The 16,347-nt window shown below is 61.1% G+C and carries 14 protein-coding genes; 9 read left to right on the top strand and 5 right to left on the bottom strand.

The window, feature by feature from the left end:
* Position 1 precedes the first annotated feature (1 nt).
* The 7 genes from SynMINOS11_RS09725 to SynMINOS11_RS09695 all read left to right on the top strand — a co-directional run bounded on the left by SynMINOS11_RS09725 (position 2) and on the right by SynMINOS11_RS09695 (position 8,759).
* Positions 2-604, top strand: coding sequence for a cytochrome c oxidase subunit 3 (locus tag SynMINOS11_RS09725; protein WP_011936349.1), 603 nt, complete (start codon positions 2-4; stop codon positions 602-604).
* A 10-nt stretch (positions 605-614) separates the two neighbouring features.
* On the top strand, positions 615-2,132 hold the full coding sequence (locus SynMINOS11_RS09720) for a GMC oxidoreductase (protein ID WP_186548210.1): 1,518 nt from the start codon (positions 615-617) through the stop codon (positions 2,130-2,132).
* A gap of 50 nt (positions 2,133-2,182) precedes the next feature.
* Entirely contained in the window at positions 2,183-4,834 is a 2,652-nt protein-coding gene (locus tag SynMINOS11_RS09715; protein WP_186550829.1) for an MGH1-like glycoside hydrolase domain-containing protein, read from the top strand.
* 27 nt (positions 4,835-4,861) lie between these two features.
* Positions 4,862-6,418, top strand: coding sequence for a GMC oxidoreductase (locus SynMINOS11_RS09710; RefSeq protein WP_186548208.1), 1,557 nt, complete (start codon positions 4,862-4,864; stop codon positions 6,416-6,418).
* Positions 6,419-6,448: 30 nt separating this feature from the next.
* Positions 6,449-7,399, top strand: coding sequence for a VOC family protein (locus tag SynMINOS11_RS09705; RefSeq protein ID WP_186548206.1), 951 nt, complete (start codon positions 6,449-6,451; stop codon positions 7,397-7,399).
* Positions 7,400-7,467: 68 nt separating this feature from the next.
* Positions 7,468-7,956 carry a DoxX family membrane protein gene (locus SynMINOS11_RS09700; protein ID WP_011936344.1) on the top strand — a complete coding sequence of 163 codons (489 nt, stop codon included), beginning with the start codon at positions 7,468-7,470 and terminating at the stop codon, positions 7,954-7,956.
* A 26-nt stretch (positions 7,957-7,982) separates the two neighbouring features.
* Positions 7,983-8,759: an SDR family NAD(P)-dependent oxidoreductase gene (locus SynMINOS11_RS09695; protein ID WP_186548204.1), complete on the top strand. Its 777-nt coding sequence runs from the start codon at positions 7,983-7,985 to the stop codon at positions 8,757-8,759.
* Here SynMINOS11_RS09695 and bioD read toward each other — a convergent pair.
* From bioD to SynMINOS11_RS09675, 4 genes are read right to left on the bottom strand one after another with little or no spacing between them, the layout of a single operon-like run.
* Positions 8,742-9,422 (bottom strand): dethiobiotin synthase, encoded by a 681-nt coding sequence (gene bioD, locus SynMINOS11_RS09690; protein ID WP_186548202.1) that lies wholly within the window; start codon positions 9,420-9,422, stop codon positions 8,742-8,744. The two genes, SynMINOS11_RS09695 and bioD, sit on opposite strands and share 18 nt — an antisense overlap.
* Entirely contained in the window at positions 9,412-10,155 is a 744-nt protein-coding gene (locus SynMINOS11_RS09685; RefSeq protein ID WP_255445381.1) for a methyltransferase domain-containing protein, read from the bottom strand. The genes bioD and SynMINOS11_RS09685 overlap by 11 nt, the downstream gene beginning before the upstream one ends.
* Positions 10,152-10,844: an alpha/beta fold hydrolase gene (locus tag SynMINOS11_RS09680; RefSeq protein WP_255445380.1), complete on the bottom strand. Its 693-nt coding sequence runs from the start codon at positions 10,842-10,844 to the stop codon at positions 10,152-10,154. Before SynMINOS11_RS09680 ends, SynMINOS11_RS09685 begins: the two co-directional genes overlap by 4 nt.
* Positions 10,845-10,878: 34 nt before the next feature.
* Positions 10,879-12,006, bottom strand: coding sequence for an aminotransferase class I/II-fold pyridoxal phosphate-dependent enzyme (locus SynMINOS11_RS09675; RefSeq protein ID WP_186548198.1), 1,128 nt, complete (start codon positions 12,004-12,006; stop codon positions 10,879-10,881).
* Positions 12,007-12,017: 11 nt separating this feature from the next.
* On the opposite strand from SynMINOS11_RS09675, the gene SynMINOS11_RS09670 reads away from it, so the two are divergent.
* Complete coding sequence (locus SynMINOS11_RS09670; protein ID WP_255445379.1) at positions 12,018-14,798, top strand: DEAD/DEAH box helicase; 2,781 nt, start codon at positions 12,018-12,020, stop codon at positions 14,796-14,798.
* Positions 14,799-15,124: 326 nt separating this feature from the next.
* Positions 15,125-15,457 carry a hypothetical protein gene (locus SynMINOS11_RS09665; protein WP_186548196.1) on the top strand — a complete coding sequence of 111 codons (333 nt, stop codon included), beginning with the start codon at positions 15,125-15,127 and terminating at the stop codon, positions 15,455-15,457.
* 349 nt (positions 15,458-15,806) lie between these two features.
* Here SynMINOS11_RS09665 and SynMINOS11_RS09655 read toward each other — a convergent pair whose 3' ends face one another.
* A complete protein-coding gene (locus tag SynMINOS11_RS09655) occupies positions 15,807-16,124 on the bottom strand; it encodes a hypothetical protein (RefSeq protein WP_186548194.1) in 318 nt (105 codons plus the stop codon).
* Positions 16,125-16,347 lie beyond the last annotated feature (223 nt).

The raw sequence follows: 16,347 nt of genomic DNA, 5'->3' as shown, positions 1-16,347 counted from the left end.
GATGACCAGTTCTGATCCATCTGTGCAGCTCGACCACACCCCAGGGCACATCAAGCATGACGGCCACAACCTCACGGGCTTTGTGATCTTCCTGTGCTCAGAAAGCATCATTTTTCTGGCCTTTTTTGCAGGCTTCTCCCTATTCAAGCTCACCTCACCGGAGTGGTTGCCGGCGGGCGTTGATGGCCTTGAGGTGAAGATGCCCCTGATCAACACCATCGTGTTGGTGAGCTCCAGTTTTGTGGCCTATTTCGCCGAGCGCTATCTGCACAAAGGCAATCTCTGGGGTTTCCGAATTGTCTGGTTCATCACCATGTTGATGGGCGCCTATTTCGTCTATGGCCAATACGTCGAATGGTCGAGCCTCAAATTTGGTTTGGATAGCGGTGTCTTTGGCGGCACCTTCTATCTACTCACTGGATTCCATGGCCTGCATGTGATCACGGGCATCGGCCTGATGGGATTAATGCTGTTCCACTCCTTCCGGCCTGGAAATTACGAGAAAGGGGACATGGGTGTGACATCTGTGAGCCTCTTTTGGCACTTTGTGGATGTGATCTGGATCATCCTTTTCTTCTTGATCTACGTCTGGCAGCGCTACTAGGAGACGACCCATGATCATCGACGACCAGCATTACGACGTCATCATCATTGGCAGCGGTGCTGCCGGTGGCACGTTGGCCGGCTCCTTGGCTGGCCAAGGCAAAACAGTGCTGATTCTTGAGCGCGGTGGCCCCATGCCATTGGCGGATCAGAACATGGCGGATGTGGAGCTGCTGCGTTCAAAAGATCGCTTCCACCCCACAGAAAACTGGTTTGGCCCCGACGGCGATCCTTTTGCGCCCCAAACGATGTATGCCCTTGGTGGCAACACCAAGATCTGGGGCGGCGTGCTGGAGCGCATGCGCGAAAAGGATTTCGGCGCCCTGCCTCTGCAAGAGGGTGTCTCGCCGCAATGGGAGCTGAGTTATGGCGATGTCGCCCCCTATTACGACAAGGCCGAACAGCTTTATCAGGTGCATGGCCGCGCCGGTGTGGATCCCACCGAGCCCCCACGGCAGAGCGATTTCAGCGCAGCACCGAAGCCGGTGGAGCCCTTCTTGCAGGAATTGCGCAGTTGCCTCGAGCGTCAGGGTGCTCAGCCCTATGACCTACCCATCAGTTGGTCCGACAACAAGGAGGACCCCAGTGGGGATGCCGAGTTGTTCGGCGTTGCGCCAGCCACGGCAACCTCATCGGTGCAGCTGCGTAGTGGTGCTCGAGTCACGCGGTTGCATGTGAATCCCAGTGGCCGCGAGGTCAAGGGCGTGGAGGCTTGTATCGCTGGCCAGGACTGGTTGTTCCAGTCCCATGTTGTGGTGCTGGCTGCCGGTGCGGTGAACACCCCGGCCATCTTGTTGCGCTCGATCAATGACAGCCACCCGCGTGGGTTGGCCAATGGTTCTGATCAGGTGGGGCGCAACCTGATGAAGCCGCAGCTCACCTCCATTCTGCAGCTGGCGGCAGCTCCCAATAGCGGCCGCTACCACCGCTCCTATGGCGTCAACGACTACTACTGGGGCGATAAGAACGTCAGCTTTCCCCTCGGGCATATCCAGAGCTGCGGTGGTGTTCTGCAAGACGCCCTGTTTGCCGAATCACCTCCGGTGCTTTCTTTGGTCACGAAGTTGATGCCCAACTTCGGCCTTGAGGAGCTGGCCTCCCGCTCGGTGGCCTGGTGGGCCATGAGCGAGGTGCTGCCAGATACCCACAACAAGGTCTATCTGCAGGGCGATCAGCTGCGCATCAACTACATCCCCAATAACCGCGAGGCCCATGACCGCTTGGTCTACCGCTGGATCGACACGCTCAAGGCGGTGGAGGCAGATCCCAACACCCATGTGGTGCGTTCAGCACCGACCCATCCCCGCGGTGAAGCCCCGATCAGCGTGATGGGCTATGCCTGCGGCACCTGCCGGATGGGCAGCAATCCGGCCACCTCTGTTGTGGATCTCCAAGGCCGTAGCCATGAGATCGACAACCTCTACATCGCTGATGCCAGCGTGTTCCCCAGCTGCCCCAGCATTGGCCCCGGACTCACGGTGATCGCCAATGCCTTGCGCTTGGGCGAGCAGCTGGCGGCTGTTCTGTGAGCAATTCTGCGGTGAGTTCCTCCGATGCCACTAGCAGCGAACATCGGCGCATGGCCGAGCGCGATGAAGGCCATCAGCCTTGGTCGCGTTGGGGCAGCTACCTGAGTGATCGCCAATGGGGGACTGTCCGTGAGGACTATTCCGCCGATGGCAATGCGTGGAGTTCATTCCCCCATGACCACGCCCGCATGCGTTGTTATCGCTGGGGCGAGGATGGCCTGCTTGGTATCAGTGATGAGAAGGGGCTGCTTTGTTTTGGCCTAGCCCTTTGGAATGGCCGTGACCCGATCTTGAAAGAGCGGCCCTTTGGCCTGGCCAATGGTGAGGGCAACCACGGCGAAGACCTCAAGGACTATTTCTTTCACCTGCTCAACACCCCAACCCACAGCTTCATGCGGGGGTTGTACAAGTATCCGCAGCAGGAATTCCCCTACCAGCACCTGGTGGAAGAGAACGGTCGCCGCGGCCGCGATCAGCCCGAATACGAGCTGGTGGAGACCGGAATCTTTGATGACAACCGTTACTTCGACGTTTTCGTTGATTACGCCAAAGCCAGCCCTGAAGACCTGCTCATCCGCATTCGCGTGGTCAACCGCGGGGCCGATGAGGCGGAGCTCAGCCTGATTCCTACGCTCTGGCTGCGCAATATCTGGGACTGGGGTTACAAGGAGGAGTGGCGCCAACGCTCACCGATTTGCCGCGATGGCGATGGCATCAAAACGCCTGATGTTCATGGCATTGGCAGCTACCAACTGGCCTGCCGGCAGCAGGGCACCTGGCTGTTCACCGAAAACGCCACCAACACCGAGCGGCTCTATCAACAGCCCAATCTGGAGCCCTATGTGAAAGATGCTTTTCACCGTTATGTGGTGAATGGCGAGCAGGAGGCTGTTAATCCGGCGCAAGAAGGCACCAAAGCCGGGTTGTTGTTGCAGCAGCGCATCGCCGGCGGTGGGGAGTGGGTGGTTGATTTGCGTCTGGCACGCCAGCTGCCAGCTGATCCTTTCGATGGTTCCTTTGATCAGCTGTTGCAACAGCGCGAACAGGAATGTCTTGATTATCTCGATTCCTGCGCCCCTGGCCTCAGCGCTGATGACGCCCTGATCTTTCGCTCGGCGGCCAGTGGTCTGTTGTGGTGCAAAAAGTTTTACCGCTGGACGGTGGTGCGCTGGCTCAGTGGTGACCCCAACCATCCCTCACCGCCACCGGAGCGACTGAAAACAGAGAACGCCTACTGGCGGCGGATGCATGCCGATGATGTGATCTCCATGCCCGATAGCTGGGAGTATCCCTACTTCTGCCAGTGGGACTTGATGTTCCACTCGGTGGCCTTTGCCTGCATTGATCCAGCGATGGCCAAACAGCAGAGCATGTTGCTGCGCAGCCCCTGGTACACCGCCCCCAATGCCCAAACTCCGGCCTATGAATGGGCGCTCTCGGACCCCAATCCGCCCATCGGCGCCTGGGCGGCCTTGCGGATTTTTCAGATTGAACGCAACGAGAAGGGCTTTGGCGATCTGCCCTTTCTGCGCAGCGCCATGCGCAAACTCATCCTCGAGTACGGCTGGTGGGCTAACCGCAACGACCGCTCCGGCGACAACGTGTTTGAGGGGGGCTTCCTTGGCCTCGACAACATCGGGGTCTTTGATCGCCGTTATCCCTTGCCCGATGGCAGCCGCATTGAGCAGTGCGATGGCACCGCCTGGATGGCGACCCTCAGCCTCAGTCTGCTGCAGATGAGTGTGTCCCTGGCCAGGGAAGAGCCTGAGTACACCGATATCGCTGAGCGTTTCCTCTACGACTTCGTGCAGTTGGCCACCACGTTGAACACCGAGGCGGTGATTGATTCCAAGGCCAAGGTGCTGCGCAGCTACAAGAACTGGGATGAGGATGATGGCTTCTATTACGACGTCATCAAGCGGCCCGATGGCTCTTGGGAATACCTGCGTAGCCGCTCGATCGCTGGGTTGATTCCGCTGCTGGCGGTGGCCAGTTTTTCTGTGGACACGGTTGAGAAGTTGCCGGTTCTCAATGTCAAAGAAGATCTCAAGTGGCTGAGCAGCGAACGCGTTCACCCCACGTGGTTGTCTGACCATTTCGGCCTTTGGCACAACGACCGCACCCTGTTTGCCGCCGTACCGGAAGAGAACCTGCGCCGCATTTGTGAATACCTCTTTGATGAGGAGGAATTCCTCTCTCCCCACGGGATTCGTTCGCTCTCCAAGTACTACGAGCAGCACCCCTACAGCTTCTGTGAAGGAGAAGCTTCCGCAACGCTCGCTTACAGCCCAGCGGATAGCCCCGTGGCGATGTTTGGTGGGAACTCCAACTGGCGTGGGCCGGTGTGGATGCCGTTCAACTACCTGCTGATTGAAGCCCTGCAGAAGTTTGGTCACTACTACGGCGACAGCCTCAAAGTGGAATTCCCCACCCGTTCTGGGAATTGGATCAACCTCTGGGATGCCTCACTGGAATTGGAGAAACGCCTTGTGGGGCTCTTCCGGCGCAATGCGGATGGCCAGCGTCCATTCAATGGAGCGGTGGAGCTGTTTCAAAGCGATCCCCATTGGAAGGATCTGCTGCTCTTCAACGAGTATTTCCACGGCGATAACGGCTCCGGTGTTGGCGCCAGCCATCAGACCGGATGGACCGCCATGGTCCTCAAATTGCTCACCCAACTGCAGCGCTACTCCACCCCGTAGCGCTGCTGTTCACCGCCACGCCCAACCATGGATAAACACGTTGAAGTGTTGATCATCGGCAGTGGTGCCGGTGGTGGCACCTTGGCCCGTTGCCTCGCGGAAGCAGGCCGCGAGGTGCTGGTGCTCGAGCGCGGTGATTGGCTTCCTCGCGAACCGCAGAATTGGGATCCTGAGGCGGTCTTTCAGCAGGGGCGTTACGTCTCCACCGATCTCTGGAAAGACAAACACGGCAAAACGTTTCAGCCGGGGAGCCATTACTTCGTTGGCGGCGCCTCAAAGATGTATGGCGCTGCCCACTTCCGCTTTCGGGAGCGGGATTTTGAGGAGATGGTCCATGTCGATGGCCTCTCTCCTGCTTGGCCTGTGCGCTACGGCGACTTCGAGCCGTACTACACCAAGGCCGAGGCGATGTACCACGTCCACGGGCTGCGGGGAGAAGATCCAACCGAACCGCCTGCTAGTGGGCCCTACCCCCATCCGCCGGTGGCCCATGAGCCGCGCATGCAGCAGCTGGTGGATGTGTTCAGCCAGGCCGGGCTGCATCCGTTTCACATGCCGGTGGGGGTCAACCTCACGGAAAACGATTTGCCCCAGAGCGCCTGCGTGAAGTGCAATCGCTGTGACGGCTACCCCTGTGTGCTCACTGCCAAAGGTGATGGCGAGGCCATGGGGATTCGTCCGGCCTTGGCCGCGGCTGGTTCACGCATGAGTTTGCTGACCCGCTCGATGGTCAAGCAGCTCAAAACCGATGCCAGTGGCCGGCGGATCGCCTCGGTGCTGGTGGAACGCGATGGCGAGTTGCTGGAGTTGAGCGCTGATCTCGTTGTGGTCAGCTGTGGTGCTGCCAACTCCGCGAAGTTGCTGTTGATGTCGGCGAACGACCACCATCCGAGTGGCTTGGCGAACAGCTCCGATCAGGTGGGCCGCAACTACATGTTCCACTACAGCAAAGCTGTGGTGGCGGTCACCCATGAGCCCAACCCCACGGTGTTTCAAAAAACACCGGCAGTAAACGATTGGTATTTCGGTGATGCCAACTTTGATTTCCCGATGGGCCATGTGCAGCTCACCGGCAAAACCAATGGGGCGATGATGAAGGGCTACAAGCCGCGCCTCACGGCTTTGGCTCCCAGCTGGAGCATGGATAAGATCGCGGCCCATTCGATGGATTTTTGGCTGCAGACCGAAGATCTGCCGCTGGCCCAGAACCGAGTCACCGTCGATGGCCAAGGCCAAATCACCTTGAACTACACCGCCACCAATGTGCGGGCTTCAGAGGAGCTGCAGCACCGGCTGGAAGCGGTGCTCGATAAGAACTATGGGGTCCATCACTTCGCTGAGCGCGAGATCTATTTCGGCTCGGCCATGGGGATTGAGGCCGTCGGGCATCAGGCCGGCACCTGCCGCTTTGGTGATGATCCACGCACCTCCGTGCTCGATGTGAATTGCAAGGCCCATGACCTCGACAACCTCTATGTGGTCGATACCAGCTTCATGCCGAGCATCAGTGCGGTGAATCCATCACTGACCGCGATTGCCAATGCCATCCGGGTGTCGGAGCACCTGGTTGAGCGCTTGAGCTGACCCGCTTGCTCCATCACCACAGGAGGACCCATGGCCGTTCATTCCGTTGAAGCGGTGATCCAAAACTCAATGGCGGCTGAGGCCGCTGTTGCTTGGTATCAATCCCGCCTTGGTTTTGTTTGCAGCGCGAGCGATGTGCTCACAGGGCCGGAGCTGGCGGCGCTGTTTCAGTGGCCCGAGTCCACCAGCCTGCAGCGCTGGATCCTGCGGCTTGGGGAAGAGACCCTGCAGATCTGGGGATGGCCAGCGGGGGCCTGCGCTCCCTATCCCGATTCCTGGGGCGGCAACGACCGCTGGTTCCAGCACATCTGCTTGGTGAGCGACAACCTGACGGCTCAAGTGGAGGCAATGGCACCGGATCGGCTCGGGGTGATCTCCAGTGCTCCGCAGACGCTGCCGGATTGGAATCCAGCGGCCGCTGGCATTCAAGCCTTCAAGTTCAAAGATCCCGATGGGCACCCGTTGGAGTTGCTCCAGTTCCCTGCTGATAAAGGCGATCCCCGCTGGCACCAGGCCCAGGTTCCATCGGGCCAGCCCAAAGGCATGGATCATTCCGCCATCAGCATCGCCAACACCGATTCGAGCCTTGCGTTCTACCGCGATGTGTTGGGTTTTGCGCTCAAAGGCCAAGGGGTGAATTCAGGCATCGAGCAAGACCGCATGGATGGCCTGCCGCAAACCCGCGTTGCCATCACGGCGATTGGCCCTAGCGCTGGAGCCATGGGAATCGAATTTCTGAACTACCAGTCACCCCCGGGGGGGCGCGACCGCCAGCAGCCCCTGTGGAGTGATCTTTGTGATCGCAAGTTGCTGCTGAAAAGCTTCAATCTGCGCGCCTTGCATCAGCAACTGCTGGCTGATCAAGCCAGTAACCATTGCTCTGCGTTGGTTGCCATTGACCCTGCTTTGCTGGGTGCGCCGATGGCCTTCACGGTGCGTGACCCCGATGGCCATGGCTTGATCGTGATGGGTGATTTGTGAGGGCTTGACAGTCTGTTGGCACTGTTTAGGCCGATGGCTACGTTTTTGATATCTGCGATGGCACGCCGGTGGAGCTTTCTGTAGCGGAGATCTTGCTGCCTTCTGGGCCTTCCACCTTCACAGAAGCAACCCTGTTGCTTCTGCGTTTGTTCATGGGTGTTTGCTTCATTCGCCATGGCTGGCCGAAGCTGCGCAATCTCAAGACTTGGTCCACGGCGATGAAAACACCGGCTTGGTTGTGCTTCCTCTCCGCCTTCTCCATGTGGGCTTCAGGATTTGCCCTGCTGCTGGGGCTGCTGACTCCTTTGGCAGCCTTTGCCATCCTCACCTCGATGGCCTACGCCGTGGTGCTGGAAATTCGCGCGGGCACTCCCTTCATTGCTCCTGACCCTTATCAAATTCCTGAGGGGGATTACGCCGGTCCCATGGGGGTTGGAGAACCTCCGAGCTGGGAAAAAGCCTCGATGTATGTGGTGATGTGCTTGGTGTTGATGTTTTGTGGCGGTGGCTTTTTCTCTCTCGATAACCTGTTGATTGCCGAAGTCCTCCAGGCTTAGGGGATCACTTCCCACCGGCGGATGCCATGGTTGAACAATTTCTCAGCGGCAAGGTGGCCATCGTCACCGGTGCCAACACCGGCATCGGTAAAGCCATTGCCGAAGAGTTAGCCAAGCGCGGCGCCAAAGTTGTCGTTAACTACCGCTCCCATCCCGAGCGCACCGACGAGATGATCAGCGCCATTAAGGCTGCTGGTGGTGAGGCGATGGGCGCTCAAGCCGATGTCACCCATCTCGATCAACTCCAAGCCGTTGTTGATCAGGCCGTTTCCAGCTACGGCCGGCTCGACATCATGGTGAACAACGCTGGATTGGAAACGCGCACGTCCGTGCTCGACACCAGCCCAGAGGATTACGACAGGGTTCTCGATGTGAACCTCAAGAGTGCCTTTTTTGGCACTCAATTCGCTGCCAAGCAGATGATCAAACAAGGCGGTGGCGGCCGCATCATCAATATCTCCTCGGTGCATGAGGACTGGCCCATGCCCAACAACACCGCCTATTGCCTCTCCAAAGGAGGCGTTCGCATGCTGACCCGCACCGCGGGTGTGGAGTTGGCTCCCCACGGCATCACCATGGTCAACATCGGACCTGGTGCTGTCGATACGCCGATCAATGCCTCCTACGCCGGCAACAAGACCTTGCTGGATAAGTTGGACGCCGCGATTCCCCTCGGCCGCATGGCTGAGCCCCAAGAAATCGCCTCTGTGGCTGCCTTTGTGGCCAGCGATGGCGCCAGCTACATCACCGCTACCAGCATCTTTGCCGACGGCGGCATCATGCAGTCAAGCCCGGGCCTCTAGGGCCTCTGACAGGCGTTCAGCCAGGCCGCTGCTGCTCCACAGGCGGCTCAACGCCTGCTGATCAAGTCTTGGCTGCGGCTCCACTTCCGCCAGCACCGTGGTGCCGCCCATGGCGCTGAGGGTTTGGTGATTCGCTGGGTGCCGGGGCCCATTGAGGATCAACCCCAACACCGGGATCTGGCGCCGCTGCAAGGCTTCCAGTGACAGCAGCGTGTGGTTGAGGGTGCCCAGTCCGCTGCGGGCCACCAGCAGCACCGGACGTTGCCATTGCTGGATCTGTTGAATCTGCAAGTAGTCATCCCGCAGGGGCACCAGCAGTCCGCCTGCTGTTTCCACCACCAAAGGCCCGTCCACGGGCGGCAAGCTCAACTGAGCTGGATCAACGGCAAAGCCTTCAGCCCTAGCGGCTTGGTTGGGGGATGCCGGTGCTTTGAGCCGGTAGGCCTCGGGCAGCAGCCGCTGCTGTTGCTGTTCTGCGCTCAAGCCGCAGAGGTTGGCGACACGGCCTGTATCGCCGCCGATCTCAAGATCACCGCACTGCACAGGCTTCCAGTAGTGGGCGCCCAGCCCTTGCACCAACAGGGCGCTGATCACGGTCTTGCCCACGTCGGTGTCGGTGCCCACCACCACCAGTTGATGGGGATGGCGGGGTTTAGGGCTCATCACGACAAGCGAGCAGCAGCAATAGATCCCAGTTCAGGCTCACCCCTTGATCCTGCTCCTGCAGGGGCCAGTGCTTGAGCAGCCGGCGCAGTTCTGTGGGGCTGAGCTGGGCGCTGGCGCCACCATTGACGCCATGGCGTTTGAGCTCAGCGAGGAACGTCATCGCTGAGGGATAGCGGCAGCTGAAGCGCAGCCGCTGCTGCCGGTGCGGCCGGCACCCCGGCGGCAGGGCCGCCAATAGATCCAGCTCTCGCGGCAAGGGCAAGGCGGAACAGGCCACCCCAGCGCCCTCGGCGGCCTGATGCCAACTGGTGAAGCTGCCCTGCAGCGGCACCGCCAAGGCCAGCCAGCCACCAGGCAGCAGCTGCTCGCACCAGTGCCGCAACTGCTGCTCCGGTGCTTTGAGCCAATGCAAGGCAAAGCTGCTCAGAAGCAATGCTGCTGCGCGCGCTTCTGGCGGCAGCCCGGCGTTGAGATCCCATGGCCGGCAGCGGCTTGCTGGTGCTGCGGCCTCCGCCAGCAGTTCCGGGCAGTTGTCCACCAGCAGGGGATCGAGCCCGGGCCGTTGGGCGCTCAGGGCCCGGCTCAAATTGCCTGAGCCAGCACCGAGATCCACCACGGGGCCCACAGGCAGCGGCAAATCACGGCAATGGCGGGCCAGGCGCCAGGCCACGGCCTGTTGCAGCCTGGCGTTGCGGGCATAGCAGCTCGCTCCTCGGGCAAAGGCGTTCAAGGCAGCGCGTCGAGCCAGCCCACCACCTGCTCGCACAACCCAGGGCTGAGCAGTCCATGGCCAACGCCGGCTAACTCCACCAGCTCGGCCTGGGGCAGTTCCTGGCGCAGGGCTGCGCGGCTGTTGGGGTGAACGATGGTGTCGGCCATCGCTTCCACGATCAGCACGGCTGCTTGCTCTGGGAAGGCGCCGGGCAGGCCTTGGCAGCAGCGCAATAGCTCCAGGTCTTGGCGCAAGCGCTGCAGCCCCTCGGCCGATACCGGGCCGTCTTCGATGCCAGGGGGCAGGTGCTCCACGGCCTGGGGTTCAGCCACCTTGATGCGGAAGTCGGCAAACAGGCCGAGCAGATCGCCAGCATCCAGGCGCTGATCCATCAGCCGCAGGGCCTGCTGCAAGGGCCGCCCCGCTGCCCCCGCCGGCACAAAGCGGCCAAAACTGGCCAGCAGCACCACGGCATCGGCCTGCTGCAGCAGGTCGCTGGGCACCAGCTGGCTGCCGAGGGAGCTGAGCAGCAGGGCGCGCCGGCCCTGCGGCAACCAGCTGGCGCTTTGCTGCGGGTAGCGGCCGTAGCCGCGATCAAGCCGTTGCAGCGGCCAGCCCCGTTGCTGGCAGTGGGGCTCAAAAGCGTCCCAGTTGCGCTGGTCGCTGCCCCAGCCGTGCATGCCGATCAGCTGCCAAGAAGAACCCAACGGCGCATCACTGCGGTGTGGTGTCCATCTTTGATCACGGCCGTTTGAAGGGCTCCAGCGTTGCCAGCACACGGCCCAGCGCGTCTTCGGGCAGTTGCGGCCGCAGGCTGAAGCGCAGCATCGCCTCACCTTCGGGCACGGTGGGCGGGCGGATGGCGACCACCAGCAGGCCCTGCCCTTCTAGGGCGGCTGCGGCCTCGAGGGCCCGGCTGTCATCCCCCAGCTTCAGCGCCACGATCGGGCCAACGCCCGCTGGGCGGGGCCAACCCGCGCGGCTGAGCGAATCGCGCCAAAGCTGGGCGTGCCTGCGCAGTTGCTGGCGCCGCTGATCACCTTCAGGCGAGGCAATCAACTGCAAGGCCGCGGCCGCCGCAGCAGCCAGCGGTGGGGCCAGGGCTGTGGTGTAGCGAAAGGCGCCGCTGGTTTGCAGCAGCTCTTCTCCCAGCGATTCGCTGCAGGCCAAAAACGCGCCGCCGCTGGCAAAGGCCTTGCCAAAGGTGCCGCACAGCAGGCTCACCCCATCGAGCCCATGGCCCAGCCCGCGCCCACCGGGCCCCAAAACACCGAGGGCATGGGCTTCATCGAGCAGCAAGGGGGCGCCGTGGCGCTGGCAGAGCGCTGCTAGTGCGCCCACATCGGGGCTGCTGCCTTCCATCGAAAACAGGCTTTCGCTGAGCACCACGCAGCGGCTGCCCTGGCGCTGGTGCAGGCGCTGCTCGAGGTCTTGGAGGTCGTTGTGGGCAAAGCGCTCGAGCTTGGCGCCGCAGGCCCGCACGCCCACCAACAACGAGTGGTGGATGCGCCGGTCGGCCAGCACCACCGTGTGGCGATCAGCCAGCAGCTGCAGGGCGGCGATGTTGGCCTGAAACCCGCTGGGGAACAGCAGCACGCGGCTGCGGCCCAGCCACTGGGCCAAGGATTGCTCCAGCTCGGCGTGCTCAGGCCGGCTGCCGCTGATCAGCCGGGAGGCACCGCTGCCAACACCACTGGATGCAATGGCCGCTTGGGCTGCGGCATTGAGATCTGGGTGCCCCAGCAACCCCAAGGTGTCGTTGCTGGCGAGATCCAACAGGGCCTGATCAGCGCTGCTGCGCAGCTGACCTGGCTGGTCCACCTGGAAGGTTCGCAGCCGCCGAACTCGCTGTGGTGGCTGGTCACCCATAAGATCTAGCCATGAATGCCGCCACTGCAGACTCCCAGGATGGTGGAGTCGCTCTGAGCTCGAACAGCGGACTGGATCCGGCGGCGCTGTTTCCGTTCCCCCTCGATGACTTCCAGCTGGAGGCCGTCGCTGCCTTGAACCAGGGGCATTCGGTGGTGGTGAGTGCCCCCACCGGATCGGGCAAAACCTTGATTGGCGAGTACGCCATCCATCGAGCCTTGGCCCATGGCCAACGTGTTTTTTACACCACCCCGCTGAAGGCGCTGTCGAACCAAAAACTGCGGGATTTCCGCGAGCAGTTCGGCGCCGATCGCGTGGGCTTGATGACGGGGGATCTCACCGCCAACCGCGAAGCCCCGATCGTGGTGATGACCACCGAGATCTTCCGCAACATGCTTTATGCGGAGATCGAAGACGGTAATGACCCCCTGGAAGGGGTGGAAGCCGTGGTGCTCGATGAGTGCCACTACATGAATGATTCCCAGCGGGGCACCGTGTGGGAGGAATCGATCATTCACTGTCCTCCAGCGATTCAGCTGGTGGGCCTCTCCGCCACCGTTGCCAATGCCGGGCAGCTCACCGACTGGATTGAACAGGTCCACGGCCCGGCCGATCTGATCGTCAGCGACTTCCGGCCGGTGCCGCTGCAGTTCAGTTTCTGCAGCGCCAAAGGGCTGCATCCGCTGCTTAATGACAAGGGCACCGGTTTGCATCCCAACTGCAAGGTGTGGCGCGCGCCCAAAGGGCATCACCGCCGCGGCAAAAACCCCAAGCCGCCCCAGCCAGAGCCGCCCTCGATGGGCTTCATGGTGGCCCAGCTGGTGGAGCGACAGATGGTGCCGGCCATCGTCTTTTTGTTCAGCCGCCGCGGCTGCGATAAGGCCGTGCGCGATCTGCTCAAGGCCAGCTTGGTGAATGAGCAGGAAGCCCGTGAACTGCGCTTGGCGCTCGAGGCGTTTGCCCAAACCTCCCCAGAAGCGGTGCGCGATGGCGTCCATGCCGAGGCCCTGTTGCGCGGTGTGGCCGCCCACCACGCCGGGGTGCTGCCGGCCTGGAAAGAACTGATCGAACAGCTCTTCCAGCGCGGGCTGGTGAAGGTGGTGTTTGCCACCGAAACCCTGGCGGCTGGCATCAACATGCCGGCGCGAACCACGGTGATTTCAGCGCTCTCCAAGCGCACCGAGAACGGCCACCGGCCGCTGATGGCCAGTGAGTTTCTGCAGATGGCCGGCCGCGCCGGCCGCCGCGGTCTCGACACCCAGGGCTATGTGGTCACGATGCAGAGCCGCTTTGAAGGCGTGCGGGAAGCGGGCCAGCTCGCCACCAGCCCTCCCGATCCCCTGGTGAGCCAGTTCACGCCCAGCTACGGCATGGTGCTGAACCTGCTGCAGCGCTATGAGCTCTCCAAGGCCAAAGAGCTGGTGGAGCGCAGCTTTGGTCGCTACTTGGCCACCCTGGATCTGGCGGAAGATCAAAGCCGCATCGCCGAACTGCGCCAGCAGCTGGAGCTGCTGGGAGAAACCGTTCCCGATGTGCCTTGGGAAGACTTTGAGGACTACGAAAAGCAGCGCGGCCGTTTGCGGGAAGAGCGCCGCTTGCTGCGGATCCTGCAGCAACAGGCTGAGGAAACCCTGGCCCATGAGCTCACCTTGGCCTTGCAGTTCGCCAGCCCCGGCACGTTGGTGAGCTTGAAGGCACCGCAACTGCGCGGCGGTGTGGCGGCTGCGGTGATCGTCGACAAGCTCGATGGCCCGGGGCAATTCCCCCTGTTGCAGTGCCTCACGGAAGACAACGTCTGGATCGTGGTGCCGTGCAATGCGGTTGTCGGCCTGCATGCCGAACTCAGCTGCCTGCAGGTCAACGATGTGGCTAGCCCCGATATGGAGCGGCCCGGTGAGCTGCGCCATGGCGATCAGCCCAGCGGAGGTTTGGCGTTGGCTGTGGCGGCCATGGCCAAGCGCCATGACATGCACACCCCCCAATACGACCTGGCTGGGGAAGTGAGCGATCAGGCCGAGTTGGTGCGGGCGCTGGAGGAGGAGTTGGAGTTGCATCCCGCGCACCGCTGGGGTGACCGCAAGCAGCTCAAAAAACAGCGCCGCCGCATGGAGGAGCTGGAAGAAGAGATCGCCGAGCGCCAGCAGCTGCTCCACCGCCGCGCCAACCGCCACTGGGAAACCTTCCTGTCTCTGATTGAAATCCTGCAGCACTTCGGCTGCCTCGATGAGCTCGATCCCACCGAGGTGGGCCGCACCGTGGCGGCGTTGCGTGGTGACAACGAGCTGTGGCTCGGCCTGGCGCTGATGAGCGGCCATTGCGATGAGCTGCCGCCGGCTGATTTGGCCTCCGTGCTCGAGGCCATCTCGACCGAGGTGAGCCGTCCGGATCTTTGGAGCGCCTACCCGCCGCCTCCCCAGGCAGAAGAAACACTCCACGACCTGCGGGGCCTACGCCGCGAGTTGCTGCGCCAGCAGGAGATCCATGCGGTGGTGTTCCCTGTGTGGTGGGAGCCGGATCTGATGGGTTTGGTGAAAGCTTGGGCTGAGGGCGAAAGCTGGAGCGATCTGATCGCCAACACCTCATTGGATGAAGGCGATGTGGTGCGCTTGCTGCGGCGCACGGTTGATCTGTTGGCGCAGCTTCCCTATTGCCCAGCTGTGAGTGAGGAGTTGCGCAGCAATGGCCGCCGCGCGCTGCAGATGATCAATCGCTTCCCGGTGAAGGAAGCGGTGGTGGAAGGCGTTGTGGATGACTCGCTGAATCCGGCGACGATGCGAGCCGCTAGTGACTGACTGGGAAAGTCCTTCGTCTCAGTACTTCGACGCCTAACTGTCACCGTTGGCTGCAGTGGCGTCATAGCCCTTCATCATTTCCTCGCTGCAGTGGAAAATTAAAGCTTGGAAGGCTGGCAGAGCAGGCTTTTCATTCATTGATTGCCAAGCAGAATTCGCTTGCTTTCAGCCTTTTTTCTGGTCTTATCGCCATATGTTTGCGACGCCGTTTTTGACCGTGGATGAAGTCCTACTCAATTACTGAGCCTCGCTTCCCTCAAAACCCAGAGCCACAGGCTCTCCGGAAGACATACGTCGATCTACGTAAGACAGCGATCAGCCTCAACATGAGCCGTGGGCGCATTAAGGCTGAGCGCGATAAACAACTGGCAATCGTTCAGGACCAGGAGATCAAGCTTCGTGAGTTCGCAGAACAGGCTGGGCTGCTCCTCAAGCAGAAGGCAGAGCTGAACACCATCCTCGATAGCTACGCATCAACGCTGGAAGGGATGGAGGCAGCGACCGATGAACTGGAGCTGGCCATGGACGAGTTCAAGGGCGGCATCAGGAACTGGTTCAACCTGATTGGAGTCTTCTCGAAGTTCCTTGCCTTCATGCGTGCTTCCAAGGACCTCCCAAAGGCAGACACCAAGGAGCTGACCGATGGGACTAGCTACTGAACTCAGGGCTGCTGTCTCGGCAGTCAATGAAACGGATCGTCAGTTGGCCAGGCTGGTTGGTCAGCACATCACTGATACAGCCCAAGGGCTACAGGAACTCAGGGGCGCACTGGAAGCAAAGGCTCTTGCCCCAGCCAATTTCCGCTCACTGCCACCCGCTTCAGCAGAACAGCTGACCAGCCTGAAAGTGCCCGAGTTGAAAGCGATTGCTACACGGATGAATCTTCCTGGGCGAAGTAAGCCCAAGCGGAAGCCAGACATCATCAACTTCTTGGTCGCTCATCAAGCCCCAATGGCTCCGTCATACGAGCAGCTACTGGCCTTCTGGGTGGAGCACGGCTGACTCGGTTCAGATCGGGCCGCAGGCCCGCTCCAGGCGCTGAGCATCGAGGTCCCCAGCTATCGGCTCGATCCAATCGCCGGGATGCCAGGCCTGCTGCTGGTAACGCAGGCGTCGCTCAGTGCAATCAAATTCAACCGTTCCCTGCTGCTGGACTGGACATGGTGTGCGCCATGGCGCCAGATGACGGCCATCAGCATTGCGCCGCAACGCTTGCCAGATCACCGCACCACGGCAACTGCTGGCCTCTTCAAAGGTGCGCCAAGGGGCGGCGACTGCCGTGCCACAAGCCAGCAAGACAAGCGCAGCGGACAGCAGGCGACCCATTAGGGCGGGAAATCTGCGCGCATGATGCCGAGTTCAGCGTCGTCGTTGCAGAGCTTGGCTTGATGGTGAACTCAGCTGGCCTCAATTACTTGGTGATAAGTAGTTACTAAAGGCCCTGCCATTCCTGCAGACGCCAAGTGGAAGTTCAGCGGTTAGTTAATGAGCGAAATGCTGGCTGGCAACAAGGTGACTTAATTGAAGTTGGATTGATTAATTGGCTTCA

It is taken from the genome of Synechococcus sp. Minos11, from assembly GCF_014279855.1.
Taxonomy (GTDB): domain Bacteria; phylum Cyanobacteriota; class Cyanobacteriia; order PCC-6307; family Cyanobiaceae; genus RCC307.
This window is presented reverse-complemented; position numbering and strand designations above follow the sequence as displayed.

Excerpts from the sequence above, each read along its gene's own strand:
- SynMINOS11_RS09725 (WP_011936349.1), top strand. The coding sequence starts at position 2 with ATGACCAGTTCTGATCCATCTGTGCAGCTCGACCACACCCCAGGGCAC.
- SynMINOS11_RS09720 (WP_186548210.1), top strand. The coding sequence starts at position 615 with ATGATCATCGACGACCAGCATTACGACGTCATCATCATTGGCAGCGGT.
- SynMINOS11_RS09715 (WP_186550829.1), top strand. The coding sequence starts at position 2,183 with ATGGCCGAGCGCGATGAAGGCCATCAGCCTTGGTCGCGTTGGGGCAGC.
- SynMINOS11_RS09710 (WP_186548208.1), top strand. The coding sequence starts at position 4,862 with ATGGATAAACACGTTGAAGTGTTGATCATCGGCAGTGGTGCCGGTGGT.
- SynMINOS11_RS09705 (WP_186548206.1), top strand. The coding sequence starts at position 6,449 with ATGGCCGTTCATTCCGTTGAAGCGGTGATCCAAAACTCAATGGCGGCT.
- SynMINOS11_RS09695 (WP_186548204.1), top strand. The coding sequence starts at position 7,983 with ATGGTTGAACAATTTCTCAGCGGCAAGGTGGCCATCGTCACCGGTGCC.
- bioD (WP_186548202.1), bottom strand. The coding sequence starts at position 9,422 with ATGAGCCCTAAACCCCGCCATCCCCATCAACTGGTGGTGGTGGGCACC.
- SynMINOS11_RS09675 (WP_186548198.1), bottom strand. The coding sequence starts at position 12,006 with ATGGGTGACCAGCCACCACAGCGAGTTCGGCGGCTGCGAACCTTCCAG.
- SynMINOS11_RS09670 (WP_255445379.1), top strand. The coding sequence starts at position 12,018 with ATGAATGCCGCCACTGCAGACTCCCAGGATGGTGGAGTCGCTCTGAGC.
- SynMINOS11_RS09665 (WP_186548196.1), top strand. The coding sequence starts at position 15,125 with ATGAGCCGTGGGCGCATTAAGGCTGAGCGCGATAAACAACTGGCAATC.
- SynMINOS11_RS09655 (WP_186548194.1), bottom strand. The coding sequence starts at position 16,124 with ATGGGTCGCCTGCTGTCCGCTGCGCTTGTCTTGCTGGCTTGTGGCACG.